The 17,922-nt window shown below is 65.8% G+C and carries 12 protein-coding genes and 1 tRNA gene; 9 read left to right on the plus strand and 4 right to left on the minus strand.

Annotated elements, in window-relative coordinates; genetic code table 11:
• Nucleotides 1-52: 52 nt before the first annotated feature.
• The 8 genes from RIN18_RS15960 (at nt 53) to RIN18_RS15995 (ending at nt 11,629) form a co-directional block, all read left to right on the plus strand.
• Nucleotides 53-125: transfer RNA gene (locus tag RIN18_RS15960), tRNA-Arg, on the plus strand.
• A 260-nt stretch (nt 126-385) separates the two neighbouring features.
• Entirely contained in the window at nt 386-3,349 is a 2,964-nt protein-coding gene (locus RIN18_RS15965; protein ID WP_309104979.1) for a glycoside hydrolase family 3 C-terminal domain-containing protein, read from the plus strand.
• 245 nt (nt 3,350-3,594) lie between these two features.
• Nucleotides 3,595-4,401, plus strand: a complete 807-nt coding sequence (locus RIN18_RS15970; protein WP_309104980.1) for a histidine phosphatase family protein — start codon at nt 3,595-3,597, stop codon at nt 4,399-4,401.
• A 195-nt stretch (nt 4,402-4,596) separates the two neighbouring features.
• The gene (locus tag RIN18_RS15975; RefSeq protein WP_309104981.1) at nt 4,597-6,927 is read left to right on the plus strand and encodes a glycoside hydrolase family 3 N-terminal domain-containing protein; all 2,331 of its coding nucleotides are present in this window, start codon (nt 4,597-4,599) and stop codon (nt 6,925-6,927) included.
• Between the two features lie 63 nt (nt 6,928-6,990).
• Complete coding sequence (locus tag RIN18_RS15980) at nt 6,991-7,416, plus strand: hypothetical protein (protein ID WP_309104982.1); 426 nt, start codon at nt 6,991-6,993, stop codon at nt 7,414-7,416.
• 78 nt (nt 7,417-7,494) lie between these two features.
• Nucleotides 7,495-9,975 carry a glycoside hydrolase family 3 C-terminal domain-containing protein gene (locus tag RIN18_RS15985; RefSeq protein ID WP_309104983.1) on the plus strand — a complete coding sequence of 827 codons (2,481 nt, stop codon included), beginning with the start codon at nt 7,495-7,497 and terminating at the stop codon, nt 9,973-9,975.
• Nucleotides 9,975-10,598 (plus strand): hypothetical protein, encoded by a 624-nt coding sequence (locus RIN18_RS15990; protein ID WP_309104984.1) that lies wholly within the window; start codon nt 9,975-9,977, stop codon nt 10,596-10,598. Before RIN18_RS15985 ends, RIN18_RS15990 begins: the two co-directional genes overlap by 1 nt.
• On the plus strand, nt 10,595-11,629 hold the full coding sequence (locus tag RIN18_RS15995) for a glycosyltransferase family A protein (protein ID WP_309104985.1): 1,035 nt from the start codon (nt 10,595-10,597) through the stop codon (nt 11,627-11,629). The genes RIN18_RS15990 and RIN18_RS15995 overlap by 4 nt, the downstream gene beginning before the upstream one ends.
• Here the strand turns inward: RIN18_RS15995 and RIN18_RS16000 are convergent.
• Nucleotides 11,620-13,020, minus strand: coding sequence for an ATP-binding protein (locus RIN18_RS16000; protein WP_309104986.1), 1,401 nt, complete (start codon nt 13,018-13,020; stop codon nt 11,620-11,622). The two genes, RIN18_RS15995 and RIN18_RS16000, sit on opposite strands and share 10 nt — an antisense overlap.
• Nucleotides 13,017-13,751, minus strand: coding sequence for a LytTR family DNA-binding domain-containing protein (locus RIN18_RS16005; protein ID WP_309104987.1), 735 nt, complete (start codon nt 13,749-13,751; stop codon nt 13,017-13,019). Before RIN18_RS16005 ends, RIN18_RS16000 begins: the two co-directional genes overlap by 4 nt.
• Nucleotides 13,752-13,864: 113 nt before the next feature.
• On the opposite strand from RIN18_RS16005, the gene RIN18_RS16010 reads away from it, so the two are divergent.
• Nucleotides 13,865-15,376 carry an L-serine ammonia-lyase, iron-sulfur-dependent, subunit alpha gene (locus RIN18_RS16010; protein WP_309104988.1) on the plus strand — a complete coding sequence of 504 codons (1,512 nt, stop codon included), beginning with the start codon at nt 13,865-13,867 and terminating at the stop codon, nt 15,374-15,376.
• 109 nt (nt 15,377-15,485) lie between these two features.
• Here the strand turns inward: RIN18_RS16010 and RIN18_RS16015 are convergent, their stop codons facing one another.
• Both RIN18_RS16015 and RIN18_RS16020 read right to left on the minus strand, forming a co-directional pair.
• Nucleotides 15,486-17,018 (minus strand): SPFH domain-containing protein, encoded by a 1,533-nt coding sequence (locus tag RIN18_RS16015; protein ID WP_309104989.1) that lies wholly within the window; start codon nt 17,016-17,018, stop codon nt 15,486-15,488.
• 102 nt (nt 17,019-17,120) lie between these two features.
• Entirely contained in the window at nt 17,121-17,549 is a 429-nt protein-coding gene (locus RIN18_RS16020) for a MarR family transcriptional regulator (RefSeq protein WP_309104990.1), read from the minus strand.
• Between the last annotated feature and the right edge of the window lie 373 nt (nt 17,550-17,922).

A 17,922-nucleotide genomic window follows, 5' to 3' on the forward strand; every position in this document is an offset into this window, starting at 1 on the left:
CATCGTGTGTGAACCTGTTGTAGGCTGTTCCCTGGCCCGCTGAGCGGGCAGTGCGCCCCTAGCTCAATGGATAGAGCATCTGACTACGGATCAGAAGGTTGGGGGTTCGAGTCCCTCGGGGCGCGCAAGTCGAAAACCCCCGTCGCGGAAGCGGCGGGGGTTTCGTCGTCGACGGCTGACCGGCACACCGGTTCTGGCTGTTATCCACCCATGCGACATTTTCGACCGATCGTGCCACCGGCGCCGCCTCACCGCGATGGCCCGCCTACCGTGGCGATGTCCACCGCGCAGCTGACTGGACGCCCCGACCCCGGTCGGGATCCCGGGGCGTCGTGTACTGCGCCCACGGCAGAGATGCCGGTCCCCGAGCCATGAGGAGCCCAGCGTGAACGCGTCCCCAGCGAAGAGTCGACCGCGTCGGCAATCGATGACCAACCGGAAGTTCTTGTTCATCTGGGTTCCGGTGTTCGCCCTGCTGACCGTGCTGACCGTGGTGCTGAACATCGGGCTGAACGTGGGTTCCAACTGGGTGGCATCCCAACTGGGCGGCGGCACCTACTCGATCGACACTCCGGCAAGCGCGGCCGAATGGGACACCGAGTACTACAAAGCTGACTACGACACCATCGCGGACGTCGACGCAGCGGCGAAGGAACTCGTCCAGGAGATCTCCGGCGAGGGCATCGTGCTCGCCAAGAACAACGACGCGGCGCTGCCGATCGCCGCCGGGCAGAAGATCACCATGCTCGGCCGCGCCGCAGCCGACCCCGTCTACGGCGGGTCCGGTTCGGGATCGGTCGACACCTCCACCGCTGTGACACCCCGGCAGGGGCTCGAGAACGCCGGATTCCAAGTGAACCCGCAAACGTTCGACGCGATCTCGGCATTCGCCTCGGAGAACCCGCGCGGCTTCATCGAGATGGACAAGCCCGACGTGTCCACCTACCAGATCGGCGAGATGCCGGTCGCACAATACCAGGCCGTCGCTGGGTCGTTCCAGGAGTATTCCGACGCGGCCGTGGTGTACATCGGCCGACCTGGCGGTGAAGGCGGAGACCTCACGCAGGACATGAACGGCTGGGACGACAACGCCGCGCCGGGACAGCACCAGCTCGAGCTGAACAAAGACGAGAAGGATCTTCTCGCGCTGGCGACCGAGAACTTCGACACCGTCATCGTGCTCATCAACGCGTCGACGACGCTCGAGCTCGGCATCGTGGAGAACGACCCCGCAATCGACGGCATCCTGCTGATCGGGTCTCCCGGCGCCACCGGCTTCAACGCTGTGGGGCAGGTCCTCACCGGGGAGACTAACCCGTCCGGACGCACGGTCGACACCTGGGCCGCCGACTTCACCGCCGACCCCAGCTTCGTGAACTTCGGCGACTTCATCTACGAGGGTCTCGAGGTCGAGTACCCCGCTTCCGCCCTTGAGTCGGTCGCTTCGAACGCCACAGTGACTCCCGAAGCACCCTTCGTCAATTACCAGGAGGGCATCTACGTCGGTTACCGCTACTACGAGACTGCCGCCGCGGAAGGCTTCATCTCGTACGAGGATGCTGTCGTGTACCCGTTCGGGTATGGGCTCAGCTACACCGACTTCACGTGGCAGCTGGCCGGTCAGCAGCTCGGCGAGGTCGACGGCACGATCTCTGTCGACGTCACCGTGACCAACACCGGGTCAACGCCCGGCAAGGACGTCGTCGAGCTCTTCTACACCCCGCCGTACACACCCGGCGGAATCGAGAAGTCCGCTGTGGTGCTCGGCGGGTTCGCCAAGACCGGCCTGCTCGCTCCCGGTGCCTCCGAGACGGTGACCATCGAGTTCGCGGTCGAGGACATGACGTCGTATGACTACGAGGACGCACGAGCCTACGTGCTTGATGCCGGCGAGTACCGTCTCAGCTTGCGCACCGACTCGCACACACCCGCCGAGGGCATCGCACCGATCGTGTACAGCGTGGCCGAAACCGTCGTCTACGCCGGCGATGACAAGCGTGCGAGCGACCGTGCCGAGGTGACGAACCAGTTCGACGACGTCTCGGCGATGTTCACAGATGAGCCCGAGAAGGGCAAGATCCTCAACATGTCACGGGCTGACCTCAAGGGCACTTTCCCGACCGCCCCGACCGAGGACCTGCTGACCGCGAACGAGGACATCGCTGCCGGGTTCGCACCCTACGACCCGGACACGGAGGCGGAGAAGTCGGATGCCGAGGCACCGGCGACCGGTCGGGACACCGACCTGACGCTCGTCGATCTGCGCGGCCTCCCGATGGACGACCCGAAGTGGGACGAGTTGCTGGACGCCCTCACCATCGATGAGATGTCGACGACGCTGCTCAACGGCGCCTACCAGACCGGTGCGCTGCTGTCGATCGCCAAGCCGCAGACGACCGAGTTGGACGGTCCGGCCGGGTTCTCCTCATTCATCAACGCGTCGATCAATGGCGTGGCGTATCCGACCGAATTCCTGATCGCACAGACCTGGAATGTCGAGCTCGCTCAGCGCATGGGTGCGATGCTCGGAAACGAAGCGCTGATGAAGGACGTCAGCGGCTGGTACGCCCCGGCGATGAACCTGCACCGGTCGCCTTTCGGCGGTCGCAACTTCGAGTATTACTCGGAAGACCCCCTGCTGTCCGGCGCGATGGGTCTCGCTACGTCGAACGGCGCTGCGTCGAAGGGGCTCTACACCACCCTCAAGCACTTCGCGCTGAACGACCAGGAGACGAACCGCGTCAACAACGGCATCGCCGTCTGGGCCAACGAGCAGGTGATTCGCGAGATCTACCTGAAGCCGTTCGAGATGGCGGTGAAGAACATCGAGATGCCGGTCTCCTTCATCAAGGACGACAACGGCACGCTCAAGGAGACGACCGTCGGCTCCACCGCCGTCATGAGTTCCTTCAACCGAATCGGCGCGACGTGGGCAGGCGGCTCGGTGCCTCTGATGCAGAACGTTCTGCGCGGAGAGTGGGGCTTCGAAGGGTTCGCGATCTCGGACTTCAACCTGTACCGGTACATGCACCCGAATCAGAGTATCGCCGCAGGGACCGATCTCACGCTCGCCTTCGCGCCGTCGAAGTCCTTCGAGGACACCTCCTCGCCGGAGGCGCAGCAGAACATTCGGAAGGCGACCCATAACATCCTGTACGCCGTCGCGAACTCGAATGCCATGAACGGGCTTGCGCCCGGTTCCACGGTCTCGTTCGAACCCCCGATGTGGCGCTACGCGCAGGTGATCGGGAGCATTCTGGTGGCTCTCCTGATCGCGCTGGGCGTCTTCCTCGTCGTTCGTCGGGTGCGTAGGCACCGAGGCAGGCACGAGGCTCCTGCCCAGGAGTGATATGGGCGGGTATGGCATCGAAGCGGCATCCGAGCACGTCTCGGATGCCGCTTCGGCGCTTCCGGTTCCGGCTTGCACAGAGGCGCAGGATCCGACGGCGGGATCGTGTGAGGCGGACCATGCGAGAAAACGCGCTGAACGTGCGGGATCATCCGATCCTCATGACGGCCGCTCGTAGCGTGAGGAGAAGCGCCGGCCTTGACATCACACCGGCGCGCCGATACCCGCCCTGCAAAGGAGCAGAAATGAAGAGTTGGCGCACCATCGCCCTGTCCGTGATCGTCGCTAGTTCGGTCGCGTTGATCGGATGCGGACAGACGAGCGCACCTGAGCCCACCGCGGCCGACCCTGCGGCAGAGACGACGATCTACGTCGTACGCCACGGCGAGACCTGGTTCAACGTGCAGAGCATCGTCTCCGGATGGTCTGATTCGTTCCTCACGGAGAAGGGTGAGGAGCAGGCGAACGCGGCGGGGAAGGCGCTCGCCGATGTGTCGTTCGATGCCGTGCTCAGCAGCGACCTCGGGCGTGCGCTCGACACAGCTGAGACCATCGTCGACGTGAACGAGGAGCCCGTCGAGATCACGGGGGTGCACGAGCTCCGAGAGCAGCACTACGGGGGATACGACGGCATGAAGGACATCGACATGTGGGTCCCGATCATGGAGCAGATGGGCTACCCGTTCACGGGGGACGTAGCAAATCAGGACTTCTGGAGCGACCCCAGCGCACTCGAGTGGTACGGGTCCGTCAGCGAGGAAGCCATCATGGACACCATCGCGAGCACGGATGAATCTGGCTACGCCGAGGACTGGGATGCCTACCAGGCGAGGCTTTCAGACGCGATCGGCGTCATCGAGAACACCGCCAAGAAGCATCCGGGTGGCAATGTCCTCGTCGTCTCGCACGGCGGTGCCATCGGCACCCTCCTTCACCTGCTCTCGCCCGAGCTGGAGATCGCCGGCATCGGCAACGCCAGCATCTCGACCGTGACTTACAAGGACGGCACTTTCACGGTCCGAGCGGTGGGAGAAGAACCCTCCGAGTTCTGACCGATCGTCCGGGAGCCAGGTGCTCCGACGGATCGTGCGGTGAAAACCGCCGATCATGCGCGGCAGTCAGAACCATATGACGGGCGACCATAGCGTGAGCCGTACCCGGCCCTGAAGCTCACCGGAATCGTACAAACAGATTGATCTTTGCGCCGCCGCTACAGGCGGTGCGCCACACAAGATATGGGGATGTTGATGAAGAAGTCACCCATCATGGTCAGCGCTGCGCTAGCGGTAGGTCTGTCGCTGGTTCTGGCCGGTTGCACGCCGCCGGAGCAGCACAGTTACTCCACGAAGGAGGTGAGCGACGGGACGACCAGCTTCACCGTCGTTACCAACCCTGCGGACGGGAAGACCCTTTCGATGAGCAAGGACTCCGGGTTCGAGCTGATCGAGAAGACGGGCGGGGAGAACACCTTCGCGTTCAAGGACATGAACGGCAACGAGAAGCTCGATGGCTGGGAGGACTGGCGCAAGACTCCGGCCGAACGCGCAGCTGATCTCGCCCCGGAACTCACGACCGAGCAGATCGCCGGGCTCATGCTCTTCAGCCCGTCGGAGAGGGCACCCGGAGACGGCCTCACCGACGTGCAGCGCAAGTATCTCGGGGACGACAACCTCCGTCTGATCCTGAGCGCAGGCACGAACGCGGTGGAGCCTAACGTGCAGTGGTCGAATGAGGTGCAGGCGTTCGTGGAGTCGCAGGCGTCAGCCGAGACTCCCTACATCCCCGCCAACTTCAGCACCGATCCGCGTTCGGACGCGACGGGAGGATACTCCGGCAGCGCGACCGCTGACATCTCGCAGTGGCCAGGCAACCTGGGGCTGGCAGCCACCTTCGATCCTGAGGTCACCCGCAAGTTCGCCGAACTGGCGGGCCAGGAGTATCGCGCGCTCGGGATCACCAACATCCTCGGCCCGCAGGTCGACGTCGCGTCAGACCCGCGTTGGTCGCGCAACAACGGAACATTCGGGGAAGACCCGGAGCTTTCCGCGGCCATGACCGCGGCCTATGTCGAAGGTTTCCAGACGAGCACCGACGGCGACGGCGTGCCGATATCGACCACGATCAAGCACTTCGCCGGGGACGCAGCCGGCGAAGGCGGCAGGGTCTCGTACTACGACTCGGGCAAGTTCGCGGTCTTTCCCGGGAACAGCTACGAACAGCACCTCAAGCCGTTCCTCGGATCGCTTGACGCCATGGGCGCGATGGTGACCTACTCGATCGTGGTGGATGGCACCGGCGCGCCGCTGCACGGTGATGAACTGGTGGGCGGCGCCTTCTCCAAGGAGCTAATCGACATCCTGCGTGTCGAGAACGACTACCAGGGCGTGATCATGACCGACTGGGGTGTCACCGCCGGCGAGGGCGACGACTGGTACACGAACTGGGGCACTGAGGACCTCACGGTCGAGGAGCGTCACTTCCGCGTGCTGGCGGCCGGTAACGACATGTTCGGTGGCAACACCGAGGTCGCGCCGGTCCTGGCCGCTCACGACCTTTGGCAGAAGGCATTCGAGGCCGGAGACCTGGAGATCGACGCCGACGCACGATTCGTCCAGAGCGCCGAGCGCATCTTGAACGTCATCTTCTCCTCAGGTCTCTACGAGAATCCGTTCCTCGATCTCGAGGAGTCGAAGAAGGTCGCCGGAAGTAAGGACAAGTTCGCGGCGGGCTTCGAGGCGCAGAAGCACTCAGTGGTCGTGCTCAAGAACAAGGAGGAGGCGATCGCCTACGGCTCCCAGCTCAAGGACTGGTCCGACAAGACTGTCTACATTCCGAGCACATACGGGTACGCGCGCGCCGGGATCCTCGGTCGTGGTGAGGAGCGTGAGACCACGCTGAGCCTCGACGCCGAAGCGGCCGAGGAGTACTTCGCCAAGGTGGTCACCGACACAGAGGTGCTGGATGACAAGGGAAACGTGGTCGGTTTCACGGCCCCGGATCTGTCAGACGTGGATCTCGTCCTTGTCGGCATGGAGAACCCCGACACCGAGTTCGCCGGCTACAACTCCGAGACGGGCGAGTACCTGCCGATCTCTCTCCAGTACCGTCCCTACACGGCCGACTCCGACTCGGTGCGCAAGGCTTCCATCGCAGGAAACGTTCTGCCCGATGGCAGCAAGGAGAACCGCTCCTACTACGGCAAGACCGCGAAGACCATCAACGAGGGTGACCTCGATGCGCTGGAGCGTGCTGTCGCTGCAGTGCGGGACAGCGGTGCTGATATCCCGGTGATCACCGCGATGAAGGCTCAGAGGCCCCTGGTCCCCAGCGAGTTCGAGGCGGCCTCCGATGCGATCGTCGTCGGATTCGACATCAGTGACGCCGCGCTGATCGAGGTGGCCCTCGGTCTGCACGACGGTCCGAGCGGTCGCCTGCCGATGACGTTCCCCGCGAACATGAAGACCGTCGAGGCGTCCCTCGAGGACGTGTCGGGGGACACTGAACCGTACGTCGATTCCGCGGGCAACGCTTACGAGTTCGGGTTCGGGCTCGATGCGGACGGCAAGCCGATCAAATGAGCGATGCAGTGATGCCGGGGCTGCATGCCCCGGCATCACTGTGATCAAACGAAGGAGAACCCCATGAAGACCACGTTCATCCGCGCTGGGGCGGTCGTCGCCCTCGTCGCCGCTGGGATGCTCGGCCTGAGCGCCTGCGGTGGAGACGGCGCCAACAGTCCGAGCGGACCGGGCAGCTCGCAGCAGGGCGCTGGCCAGGAGAGCGAGGCGTTCATCGCTGACCTGAGCGAGGGCGTGAAGATCGTCAACGACCAGATCGCCGAAGTCGGCGACCTTGATCAGATCATGCTCGCATCGGATGTCAAGCAGCCGACCCAGAAGTACGGTCTGTGGGTCATGCCGTACTACCCGTCCGAAGCGGTGGAGAAGTACATCTCCACCATTCAGATCGAGGACGGCAAGTTCGTCGTGACGGCCACCTCGGCAGAGACCGGCAAGGTCTGGCAGATGGACCAGGACGGCAACATCTCAGAGGCCGACAAGAAGTGACCGCAGGTCGCCGGCACGGACGGATCGTGCCGGCGACCTCGTAGAACAGATATCGCACTCACAGAAGGAGTAGCCCCGGTGAGCGATCCCAACCCGACGGCGGATGTCGTCGCCGCCCTGTCCCCGCTGGAGAAGGCATCGCTGCTCAGCGGACAGAACACGTGGCAGACGCGTGCCGTGCCGCGAATCGGCGTGCGATCGCTGTTCATGTCGGATGGCCCCCACGGAGTCCGCAAACAGATCGGCTCGGCCGACCATCTCGGGCTCAACGAATCGCAGCCCTCCACCTGCTTCCCCACCGCGGCCACGATCGCCAACAGTTGGGATCCCGAGCTGGGCGAACGTATCGGCGCCGCCCTCGGGCGCGAGGCCGCGCTTCTCGGTGTCGACGTACTGCTCGGTCCAGGGCTGAACATCAAGCGCAGCCCGCTGTGCGGCCGCAATTTCGAGTACTTCTCCGAGGACCCGTACCTGACCGGACGCCTCGGCGGCTCCTTCGTCCGCGGCATCCAGTCCGCCGGGGTGGCCGCCTGTCCCAAGCACTTCGCTGTCAACAGCCAGGAGACCCGGCGGATGACGAGCAACTCGGTGGTCGACGAGACCACACTCCGCGAGATCTACCTGACGGCATTCGAGATGGTCGTCCGAGACGCGGCACCGCTGTCGATCATGAGCAGCTACAACCTCATCAACGGCACCTACGCCCATGAGAACGCCCACCTGCTGCAGGACATCCTCCGCGACGAGTGGGGTTTCGACGGCGCGGTCGTCACGGACTGGGGCGGCGGCAACGATCCGGTCGCCGCGATCGCCGCCGGCGGCACCATCGAAATGCCTTCACCCGGCTTCGACTCGGTTCGCCAGATCCTTGCCTCGCCCGCCGTCGACCAAGCGGCTCTCGACGCCCGGGTCGGTGAAGCTGTGCGGCTGGCCGAGCGGATCAGTCCAGTGGCGACCAACGGCGACATCTTCACCGAGCACGACGCGCTCGCGCAGCACGCCGCGGAACAGAGCGTCGTGCTGCTCAAGAATGACGAGGGGCTGCTTCCGCTCTCCCCGGGAACGAAGGTCGCCGTCATCGGCGAGTTCGCGCGCACGCCGCGGTATCAGGGCGCCGGCTCTTCGCTGGTGAAGCCGACGCGTCTGCACACCGCGATGGGCGCGCTCGGTGACTCCGACCTGGACGTCATCGCATTCGAGCCCGGCTTCGCCCACGGGGCGCCACCCGCACCGGAACTCATGGCCCGCGCGGCGGAGGCCGCCCGGCGCGCGGAAGTCGTGCTCCTGTATCTCGGCCTTGACGAGATCGCCGAGAGCGAGGGCAAGGACCGGGACCACCTCGACCTGGCACCTGCGCAGGTCCGTCTGCTCGAAGAACTGTCGGCGGCCAACCAGAACATTGTGGTGGTGCTCTCCGTGGGCTCCGCCGTCGCGATGCCCTGGCTGCAGCACTGTCGCGCGGTGCTGCACGGTTACCTGGGCGGGCAGGCGGGAGCACCGGCCATGGTTCGCGCCATCACGGGGCAGGTGAACCCATCCGGGCGGCTCGCCGAGAGCTACCCGCTTGATCTTGCCGACACCCCCACCGCCGACCGGTTCCCCGAGACGCGGCGGGACGCGCTCTACTTCGAGGGACCTTTCATCGGATACCGCTACTACGCCACGGCGCAGAGGCCCGTCCTCTTCCCCTTCGGCTACGGCCTCAGCTACACCCGCTTCGAGTACTCCGACCTGCGCGTGCAGGTTGACGCGGCGACCTTCACGGTCCGCAACGTCGGTGATGTCGCCGGAGCGGACGTCCCGCAGCTCTACATCGGGCCCGCCGCGGAGGCGGCAGCCGCCCTGCTTCGCCCGGCCCTGGAGCTGAAGGGATTCCGCAAGGTGCACCTCGAGCCCGGTGAGAGCGCCACGGTCACCATCCCGTTCGATCGCTACACCTTCCGGTCGTTCTCCGCGGCCGATGAGCGTTGGCTGACGATCGCGGGGGCCTACGAGGTGTGGATCGGCCGCAACGCCGAAGACAGGCCATTGCACGGCACCGTCGTCATCGCCGGCGACGAGGCACCCGCACCCGCAGCCGTTCTCGGCATCCCGGCGTATGCCGAGGCGCGAGTGCACGACGTGCGTCCAGCCGACTTCCGCAGTCTGCTGGGCCGCGACATCGAACCGCCCAGGTTGACTCCGGCAAGGAAGACGCTGGGACTGAACTCCCCGCTGTCCGACCTGCGTCACGCGCCCGGCCTTCTTGGACGCCTGATCTACTCCCAGTACTTCCAGCGCAGTTTCCGCCGTGCGGAGGCGAAGGGCGCACCCGACCTCAACCTCCTCTTCCAGTACGGGATGCCGTTCCGGGCGATCGCGAAGATGAGTGGCGGCCTCGCCGACATGGCCATGGTCGACCGCATCCTCATGATCGTCAACGGCTGTGTCGCGCGCGGGTTGGTCGGACTCGTGTCCGCGTTCTTCGCGAATCGACGACGGCATGCCGCCACAGACCGTGAATTCACGGCGCTCGCCACCGGCGCGGGCTCCCCCCTGACAGAAGGCGACAAGCAGTAGTGTTCACCAGCATCCGCCGGAAATGGGTCAGCTTCGAAGAGAAGCACCAGACCGGCGCCCAGTTCATCATGTTCTTCATCCTCAGCAACGGCGTAACCGTGCTGCAGCTCGTGCTCATGCCCCTGTTCAAGGCGCTCTTCAACCAGACCTCGCTCGTCGATGTCGACTTTCGCGTGCTGCCCGTCGGCACGGCTGCAGACGGCCAGTCCGCGTACTTCATGTTCGACTACGCCGCAGGTCCGCTGCCAGCCGGCGGAGGCGGGCTGGCATACTTCCTTGCGGTGCAGATCACGATCCTGATCGCCCAGGTGATCAACTTCTTCGCCCAGCGCAGCGTCACCTTCAAGTCGAACACGAGTATCGGGGTGGCAGCGTTCTGGTACTTCGTCGCGTACGTCGCCATCACATTCGCGGCCGCGGCGGCGCAGGGGTTCTACAAGGCGCCGATCTACGACCTGCTCATGGACGGCTGGGGGCTCGGCGCTACCGGCGGCACCATCGCTGACATCATCACGATGATCATCAACAGCGCCATCTCATTCTGGATCTTCTTCCCCATCTTCAAGATCATCTTCAAACGCGTTCCTGAGGACCAGGAGACGCCGAGCTCAGTGACAGCATGACCTCCCCGACCCTCTCGGTCGTCGTACCCTGCTACAACTCCGAGGTCTACATGCGGCGGTGCATCGAATCGCTGCTGAGACCGGACTTCGGCGACGTCGAGGTCCTCATCGTGAACGACGGCTCCAGCGACGGTACGGCATCCATAGCCGACGAGTACGCCGAGCGGCGACCCGGGCGAGTGCGCGTCGTGCATCAGCCCAACGGCGGGCACGGCGCCGCGATCAACACCGGCCTGACCCATGCTCGCGGTGAGTTCTTCAAAGTCGTGGATAGCGACGACTGGCTCGAGCAGGGCGCCTTCGCCCGTGTCATGTCAGAGTTGCGAGCGGAGCGCGCAGCGCCGCAGCCTCTCGACCTGCTGGTGACGAACTTCGTGTACGAGAAGCAGGGCAAGCGGATCAAGCGTTCGGTGCACTACCGCCGGGCGCTCCCTCGGAACCGGGATCTGTCCTGGGACACCGTGCGTCGGTTCTGGATCTGGCAGTACATGCTGATGCACTCGATGATCTACCGCACCGAGATGCTGCGGGACTGCGGGTTGCACGTCCCTGAACGCAGCTTCTACGTCGACAACTATTTCGCGTTCGTCCCGCTCGCACATGTGCGCCGGCTGCGGTATCTCGATGTCGATCTGTACCGATACTTCATCGGCCGCGCTGACCAGTCGGTCAACGAGTCGGTCATGATCGGCAGGATCGACCAGCAGATCGGCGTGAACCTTCTCATGGTCCGTCATCTCGCAGGCATCCGAGAGTCGGAGGCACTGCCGCCGAAGCTCGACCGGTACATGACCCGGTACGCGACCCTCGTCACGGCGGTGTCCTCGGTTCTGCTCGTGCGGCACGGCACCCGCGAAGCGCTGTCCAAGAAGAGCGAGCTCTGGCGGCGCATCGACGAGATCGGCCCGGTGCTCGGGCACGACATGCGCCGGCCGCCGATCGGGATGGTGGTGTGCCGGTCGGGCAGACTCGCGGAAGCCGGCATGCGCATCGGCTACCACCTGTCGAAGATCCTCGTCGGCTACAACTGATCCGTTGCCGCCATCCCCGCGACGACCGATACCGGCTGCGGGGCGGCGTCACCGGCGGACGACCTCGGGGCCGTGGGGATGAGGATGCGGACCCGGAACCAGCTCGCCTCCACGCTGAACGTGATGGATCCGCCGAGGGACTCGACGACTCTGCGCATGTTCCCCGTCCCGTAGCCATGCCGGTGCCGATCGGCCTTCGTGGTGCGGGGGATGCCGTGCACGAAGTCGACCTCCCGGTCCCAGAAGTTCTCGATCCGGATCATGACGAAGTCGCGCTGCTGGAAGGCGGACACCTTGATGATGCGCCGATCCTGATCGGCGATCTGTGCGCACGCCTCGATCGCGTTGTCGAGAGCGTTGCCGAACAGCACGCTGAGCCGGGGAAGGTCGACGAACTCCAGCGCCGCACCGTCGACCACGTTCGTCATCGACGTCCCGTGCTGCAGGCACCTCTCCATCTTCGAGCTGAGGATGATGTCGAGGAAGCGGTGCCCGGTCTTGATCTCAGTCTCATAGCCGCGGATCGTCGACTCCAGCTCCGTCAGATACTCCGAGCGCCGCGCGGCGGATTCCTCGGCTCGGATCGCCGAGACGTAATACTGCAGATCGTGGTGCATGCGGTTCAGCTCGTCGATGTTGCGCTTGGACTGCAGGTACTGCTCGTGTTGGTGCTGCATCACCAGCTGCGTCTCGGCGAGCTCCATAGCGCGACGCACCTGACTGCGGTGGCTCTGCTGTGAGAACAGCGCGACGAACCCGGCCAGATCGACGAGCGTGCGGATGTAGAAGATGTCCAGGGCTCCCGTGCCGCTGAACGGAGTGTTCGACACCGCGAAGCTCATGTTGCTGACCAGGAACGTCGCCCCCGTGATGGCGATCGTGCTGATCAGCGACGCGCGGCCGACGTGGAGGTCGTCGTTCGGTGGGAAGTTGCGCCGCTCCGCGAAGCGCGTGGTACCGAAGCCGACGCCGTACGCCACGGCGAGCAGCGCAAGGCTCGCGAGGAAGGTGCCGAGTCCGTGCTTGAGGGTCGGCTCCTCCGGCATCCAGTGCACCCACAGCTGCCATTCCAATGACGCGACGAGCTCGGCGAGAACGAACGCGCGAGCGGTGAGATACCCGGCCCCTGCCAGCGGCACGTCGGCGCACATCGCGATGAAGCCGAACATCAGCAGCGTGGCCATCGCCATGCCGGGCACCCAGAGCGAGATCGGCAGCATTCCGGCCAGCAGCTGCATGCCGATCAACGCCGCCAGCGCGGCGGCGGCGATCAGCAGGAACCGCACGCCGTGCACCCGCCGACGCATCAGTGAGATGTATACGAGCGCGGCGGCCCACTCGGACAGTCCGGTGTACCAGCGGGGGATGTCGGGGAGGGCGTCGAGGGTCATACCAGACGTCCGCCGATGTAGTCGGTCAACGCCTCCAGCAGGCCCTTCTTGCGCGACCGGCTGATCTTCAGCGACTGTCCGTTCGACATCACGCTGTCGTCGCCGTCGATCGCGACCACATGCATGAGATTGAGCAGATAGCTGCTGTTCGAACGGTAGAAGTTCCGGTCGCCGAGAAGGTCCTCGTACTCCTTCAGAGTGGCATGGAAGGTGACGGTGCCCGACGCGGAATGCACGAGCAGCAGGTGGCGGCGGCTCTCGATGTAGATGATCTCGGCCAGGTCGATGCGCCGCGGCGCCGAGCGAGATCCGACGAGCACCGACTCCCGCTCCCGCCGTTGCAGCAGGGCGAGGCTGCGGTTCAGTTCGTTCGCCAATGCGAAGGGAGTGACAGGCTTGAGCAGATAGCTCAGTGCCTGCACCGAGTAACCCGTGACCGCGTACTGGGCGGTTTTGGTCGCGAAGATGATGATGACTGAGGTGTCGACCTCACGGATCGCCGCCGCCGCCCGCATTCCGTCGATTCCGCCCATCTGGATGTCGAGCAGGATGACGTCGTAATCGGGTTGATAGTTCTCCACCAGCGCAGCGCCGTCCTCGAACTCGACGATGCGCAGGGTGAGAGCGCTGTCAGCCTCGTATGCTCGGACCAGGGCGATCAAGCGCTGGCGGTCAGAGGGGCTGTCGTCGACGACGGCGATCGACAGCACTCGGTTCATGGGCGCCGGCACGCACTCTCCTCACTCCGTCGACGAGGTGTCGACCCGCCCTCCGGTGCGGGATTCGTCAGTCCAGGCTATCGTGCACACGCGTCAGCCGGGTCTTCGCGCCATAGGCTGGAGTCGTGACTGCGTACGTCTCGGCCTTCGACCTCTTCTCCATCGGAGTAGGGCCGTCGAGCTCCCACACCGTCGGGCCGATGCGGGCCGGCCTCGATTTCGCCGCACGGCTCGGGGCCACCGGCATCCTCGACCGGGTCGCGCGCGTCACCTGCGATCTCTACGGTTCCCTCGGCGCCACCGGGCTCGGACACGGCACACCGGATGCGGTCGTCGCGGGCCTGCAGGGGCTGGAGCCGGAGACGTGCGACCCCGACGACGTGCGCCACGCCTGGACGGCCTGGACGGAAGGACGGCTACTGCTGCTCGGCGGCATCCATCCGATCGCGTTCGCGAAAGACGACATCCAGCTGGTGCCGCGCACGCGCCTGCCCGGGCACCCGAACGCGATGACGCTGAGAGCGAGGGATGCCGGTGGCGCCGCGCTTGGGGAGGAGACCTACTACTCGATCGGCGGCGGATTCATCCGCCGGGACGGCGAGGAGACCCAGGTAGCGAAGGGGCGCATGCCCTACCCGTACGATGACGCGGCGTCGCTGCTGGAGCTCTGCGACGAGCACGGCCTGTCGATCGCCGAGCTCGCCCGCATGAACGAGATGGCGTACCGGAGCGAGGCGGAGATCGCCGCCGGGCTCGACGCTATCTGGGACGCCATGGCATCGTGCGTGGACGCCGGCTTGCACGCCGAGGGCACGCTGCCCGGCATCCTGAAAGTGAAGCGCCGCGCGTCCGACATCCGCGCGCAGCTCGAGGCTGCCGAGACCGAAGGGCACCGCGAGCTGCCGGGGGAGTGGCTCGGCGCGTTCGCGCTCGCCGTGAACGAGGAGAACGCCGCGGGCGGGCGAGTCGTCACGGCTCCCACGAACGGTGCAGCCGGCATCCTGCCCGCCGTGGCGATGTACTGGTGGCGGTTCCTCGCCGACTCCGGTCTGGGTGCGGGGAACGCGGTCACCCCGTACGGGGAGCTCGTCGGCAGCGCACTGCTCGGGTTCAGCGGCGCAGCGGCGGACGTGGACGACGCCGGTGGGTCCCTGAGCTTGTCGAAGGGCCCGGACGAGATCGCCGAGGCGAATCGGCGGCGCGGCATCCGGCGGTTCCTGCTCACCGCGACCGCGCTCGGGTCGCTGTTCAAGGCGAACGCGTCGATCTCGGGTGCCGAGGGCGGATGCCAGGCCGAGGTCGGCTCCGCCTGCGCGATGGCGGCCGGCGGGTTGACCGCGGTGATGGGCGGCACGAACCGGCAGATCGAGAACGCCGCCGAGATCGCCATGGAGCATCACCTCGGCCTCACCTGCGACCCGATCGGCGGGCTCGTGCAGATTCCGTGCATCGAGCGAAACGCGATCGCCGCGTCGACGGCCGTGACCGCGGCACGTCTCGCCCTGCGCGGCGACGGACGCCACTATGTCTCGCTGGATGCTGTGGTGGAGACCATGCGGCAGACCGGACTGGACATGTCGACCAAGTACAAGGAGACCAGCGAGGGCGGTCTCGCGGTCAACGTCATCGAGTGCTGACGCGGGCCGCCGCTCAACCTCGCAGATCTGCACTGTCTCGCATCGATCCCGGTGTTCCGGTGCGGAGTTGTGCAGATCTGCGGCGTTGCGCCGACGAGGTGGTCGGAGCTCAGTCGTCCGCCGTCTCGGCGAGTGCGGTGCCGATGCCCCGTCCGACGGCCTGACCCTGCATGATCGCGGCCAGGTCGATGCCGGTGGCTGCGCTCACGCTGTCGAAGACCGAGCGCATGGCGACGGCGCTGTCGCCGCCGACCACGCTGGAAGCGCCGTCCTCGCCGGCGCTTCCGATGATCGACACGTTGCCGATCGTCGAGTAGCCCTTCGAGAACTCCGCCATGATCGACGGCAGCACCTCGAGCACGCGCTGCGACAGGAAGGCCTCCTGGTTCGAGGCGATCGCCTTCGCTTCCGCCTCGACGGCTGCGGCGCGGGCCTCACCCTCGGCGCGGATGGCGTCGGCTTCGGCGTTCGCGCGCAGCCGGCGGGCTTCGGATTCGGCCTCGGCCAGGGCTCGCAGCGCATTCGCCTCACCGGTGGCCTTCGCCTCGGCGGCGGCGGCCTCTCCGGCAGCGCGTGCACGGTCGGCCTGAGCCTGCTGCTCGGCAATGCGGGTGCGTGCCTCGGCCTGCTTGACCTGCTCGATGGCCGCCGCCTCGGCGGATTTCTCGCGGGTGAAGAGCTCGGCCTGGGCGCGGGTCTCGGCCTCGTAGCGCTGCGCGTCCGCGACGCGCTTCACATCGGCATCCAGCTGCGCCTGCTTGTTCTCGGCCTGCTGCTGAAGAACTGCCTGCTCGGCCTGGGCGCGGGCGAGGTGCTCGGCCTGCTCGGCTTCGGCACGTGCACGGCCGATGCCGGCATTCGCGTTCGCCGTGTTGGTGTCGAGCGCAGTCTGCTCGACGAGGTTCGCCTCTTGGTTGGCGATGTTCTTCTGGTTGATCGCACGGTCGGCGTTGGTCTGCGAGATCTCGGCGGCCTGACGCTTCGCCTGGATCTCGGGAGCGCCCAGCGACTGGATGTAGCCGACCTTGTCGGTGATGCCCTTGATCTGGAACGAATCGAGGATGAGGCCCTGCTCAGCGAGCTCCTGCGAGACGTCGGCGGCGATCTGGTCGGAGAACTTCTTGCGCTCGCGCATCAGCTCGACGACCGACAGGGTCGCCACGATGCCGCGGAGGGCGCCCTCGAGCTGCTCGGTGGTGAACTGCTCGATGGCCTTGTCCTGCGAGGCGAAGCGCTCGGCGGCTCGGCGGACATACAGCGGGTCGGAGCCGATCTTGACGATCGCGACGCCGTCGACGTTGAGGGTCACGCTGTCGAGCGACTGCGCTTCGGCGTTCAGCGACACCTGGCGTGAGCGCAGCGAGATGATCTCGTGACGCTGCGTGATCGGGTTGACCAGCGACTTGCCGTTGACGATCACGGTGACCGGCGACTCCGACATCTCGGAGCTGGTGGTGCCGTCGGCGGAGACGACCGCGCGCTGCACCTTCTGCTTGCGTCCCGAGATGACCAGTGCCTCGTCGGCACGGGCGACCTTGATCCAGCTGCGCGCGAACAGCAGCATGATCAGTGCGACGACGACCGCCGCCAGCACGGCGATTCCGATGATGACCAGGATGCCGATGACTCCTGCGATCTCCATTGATGACCTCCCTCTCCGCCCCCCCGAGGCGGTCCGGGATCCACCCTGCCAGATAACCCCTGTCGGCGGGTGGCGCCGTGGACTCGTCGGGGGTCCGGAGGGCTACTGCCGGCGCAGCTTCTCGGTGAGCTCGAGGAGGGTCCGCAGCTCATCGTCGGTCAGGCGCGACATGTGCTCCGCGATCGAGCGTCCGTGGACGGTGGCGACCTGCCGGAAGGCGCGCGCTCCGGCATCCGTCGCGGTGATCACCGCCCCGCGCCCGTCCTGCGGGTCAGAGGCCTTCGTGACCAGCCCCCGCGCCACCATCCGATCGACCAGCCGCGACACGCTCGGCTGGCTGATGAGCATGTTCGAAGTGATGTCGCGCAGACGCGCGGCCATGCCAGGGGCGCGGGTGACGGTCAGCAGCACGTCGTACTCCGCCTCGGTGACGGTGGACTGGTCGAAGTCGGACGACATGGCCGTCATCAGCTCATGCTGCGCGCGGAACAGACTCTCCCACGCTTCGAGGGCGAGCTGGCGATCGGTCATGCAGAACAGCGTACTGGCGGCCGGCGACGTCGAGGACGAGCGGATGCCGACGCAGTGAGGGCCGGTCGGAGAGGCATCCGACCGGCCCTTGTCCCTTGCACCAAGAGTGTCCTGCAATCACATGCGGTGGATGCCACAGCAAACATTCACCGTGGAATCACCATATAACGGCGAGGTAACGAATGCAACGGTTTGGTCACGAAGATTTTTCCGCACGGGTGGCACGCGACTCAGATCGCCCTGAGTTGCGTGAGGAAGTCGTCAGCCATCGCCATCTGGGAAGCGAGCTTCTCGCGGCGGGCGCTGGCCTCGGCGAGATGCTCGCCGAACTGCTCGCGGAGCTGCCGGTCATCCGGCCGCGCGCGCAGAGCAT

The sequence above is a fragment of the Microbacterium sp. genome (assembly GCF_031179285.1).
Taxonomy (GTDB): domain Bacteria; phylum Actinomycetota; class Actinomycetes; order Actinomycetales; family Microbacteriaceae; genus Microbacterium.

Coding starts and splice junctions, on each gene's coding strand:
- RIN18_RS15970 (WP_309104980.1), top strand. CDS start 3,595: ATGAAGAGTTGGCGCACCATCGCCCTGTCCGTGATCGTCGCTAGTTCG.
- RIN18_RS15975 (WP_309104981.1), top strand. CDS start 4,597: ATGAAGAAGTCACCCATCATGGTCAGCGCTGCGCTAGCGGTAGGTCTG.
- RIN18_RS15980 (WP_309104982.1), top strand. CDS start 6,991: ATGAAGACCACGTTCATCCGCGCTGGGGCGGTCGTCGCCCTCGTCGCC.
- RIN18_RS15995 (WP_309104985.1), top strand. CDS start 10,595: ATGACCTCCCCGACCCTCTCGGTCGTCGTACCCTGCTACAACTCCGAG.
- RIN18_RS16000 (WP_309104986.1), bottom strand. CDS start 13,020: ATGACCCTCGACGCCCTCCCCGACATCCCCCGCTGGTACACCGGACTG.
- RIN18_RS16015 (WP_309104989.1), bottom strand. CDS start 17,018: ATGGAGATCGCAGGAGTCATCGGCATCCTGGTCATCATCGGAATCGCC.
- RIN18_RS16020 (WP_309104990.1), bottom strand. CDS start 17,549: ATGACCGATCGCCAGCTCGCCCTCGAAGCGTGGGAGAGTCTGTTCCGC.